The sequence below is a fragment of the Pedobacter sp. 01T416_2 genome (genome assembly GCF_056398925.1).
Map to the genome: position 1 here is coordinate 1 of NZ_JBFTQI010000809.1, position 2,543 is coordinate 2,543.

The following is a 2,543-nucleotide window of genomic DNA, read 5'->3' on the forward strand; positions in this document are numbered from 1 at the left end:
GCGGTAAGCAATGCTCAAATCTGTTCAGGTTCTACTGTAATGTTAATGGCTTCGAGTACTACGGTTACCCAACCGGTATTTACCTGGTATAGTGATGCATCATTAACAAGTGTTGTATTTACAGGTCCAACTTTCACAGTAACTGGTTTAACTGCCACTACTACTTATTATGTAACTGTTAAAGGTGCCAATAAATGTGAAAACAGTGCTGCAGATGCCAAAGCGGTAACAATAACCGTTAATCCTTTGGCAACTGCTACCGATATTATTCTTAGCGGAAGCACAGTGGCTTGCGCAGGATCATCGGCCGTATTAACTGCAACATCTCCAACAGTAACCAATCCAGTATTTACCTGGTATAGTGATGCGGCATTAACCAATGTAAGTTTCATTGGCGCAACATATACTACGCCGGCTTTAACCAGCACCACTACTTATTATGTAACTGTAAAAGGGGATAATAAATGTGAGAATGCACCTGGTACTGCCAGAGTAATTACCATAACTGTTAGTCCGGTTTCTACCGCTGCCGATATAACCGCTACTGATGCAACAATCTGCTCAGGTTCTGGTACAACCTTGGTAGCAAGTACAACAACCGTTACCAACCCAACATTTACCTGGTACAACGATGCTGCGTTAACTTCAGTAGCTTATGTAGGTACATCATTCGTTACCCCTGTATTAACGGCAACAACTAAATACTATGTTACGGTTAAGGGTGATAACAAATGTGAGAACTCAGGTATCACTGCAAAAGTGGTAACTGTAAATGTTAATCAGGGGGCAACAGCTGCTGATATCACATTATCAACCCCAGCTAGAATATGTGGATCTGGAACAGCAGTAATCAATGCAAGTTCAGCAACGGTTACCAGTCCGGTATTTACCTGGTACAATGATGCTTCATTAACAAGTGTTGCCTTTACCGGCCCAATATTTACCACTCCGGTATTAACTACTACTAAAACTTATTATGTAACTGTTAAGGGTGCCAATAGATGTGAAAATACAGCAGCAAATGCGAAAACAGTAACTGTTACGGTTAGTCCAAACGCATTGGCAACAGATATCACAGTAAATGGATCAACTTCAGTTTGTGCAAGTACAGCCGCAACGTTAGCCGCAACAAGCACAACAGTAACCAACCCAATATTTACCTGGTATAGTGATGCGACTTTAAATACCGTAGCATTTACTGGTCCAGTGTTTACTACACCAGTATTAACTGCAAGTACAACTTATTATGTAACGGTTAAAGGCGATAATAAATGCGAAAATACTGCAGCAACAGCAAGGGCAGTAGCCATTACCGTAAATGCATTACCAAACAACCCAGTAGTATCTGTTCCAAATGGAGGCATATGTGCAGGTGATGGAGCCACCCTATCAGTAACGAATGCACAGGCAGGTGTTACTTACGAATGGTACACTGCAGCGGTTGGTGGTAATTTGTTATTCACTGGCACAACATTCAATGTAACAGCCTTAGCTGCAACAACAGATTACTATATTTTAGCAATCGGAACAGGAGGTTGTAACAACAATGGTGGCCGTGTTAAAGTAACGGTTACTGTTAATGCAAAACCAACAGTGCCAACAGTAGCTTCAACATCGGTTAATGTTTGTACCGGAAGCCCAGCTGTATTAACGGTAACAAGTCCTCAAACAGGTGTAACATACAATTGGTACACTACAGCTGTAGGTGGAACATTGGCTGGAACAGGAGCAAACTTTACCACTCCTGCGGTTAATGCAAACATCACATACTATGTTGAAGGTGCAAATGGAACTTGTATCTCATCATCTAGAACTCCGGTAAATGTAATTGCGCTACCAGTACCAGTTGCACCAGCATCGGTAACAGCAGCAAATGGAACACTTTGCGCAGGAAGCTCAACCATATTAACGGTTAATAATGCTTTAGCAGGATTAGTTTACAGATGGTATGCTGCAAGCTCTGGCGGCCCTGTACTGGCAGAAGGTATAACCTTTACTACACCAAACTTAACTGCTACCACAATCTACTACGTAGAGGCAATAGCTGTGGGTGGTTGTGCTAGTCCAACAAGAACAGGCGTTACGGTTAATGTACTGCCGGTATTAGAAAAACCAGTAGTAGTGGTGCAAAGCACAACACCAAACAGTGTAACCTTTGCATGGGCTGCGGTTGCTGGCGCTACTGCTTACGAAGTTTCTCAAGATAATGGCTTAACATGGGTAAACCCAACAGGCGGATCAACCGGAACTACTTACTTAGTAGCAGGCTTGAAACCAGATCAAAGTGTAACCATTATTGTACGCGCCAGAGGCCAGATTGAGTGCCAAACCAGTGCTAATTCTACTCCGGTAACTGGTAAAGCAGCTAATCCATTTGGAGATCAGGTTTACATACCAAATGCATTTACACCAAATAACGACGGTAAGAACGATACCTTCTTAATCTATGGTAATACTATATCAAGTGCCAAAATGAGTATTTTCACACAATGGGGTCAATTGATATTCCAATCAGATAATGTAGCAAATGGATGGGATGGAAC

The 2,543-nt window shown here is 42.2% G+C and carries 1 protein-coding gene; it reads left to right on the forward strand.

From position 1 onward, the window contains the following. A partial coding sequence (locus tag AC1DPQ_RS24375; RefSeq protein WP_477611146.1) for an Ig-like domain-containing protein occupies positions 1-2,543 on the forward strand: 2,543 nt, incomplete at both ends.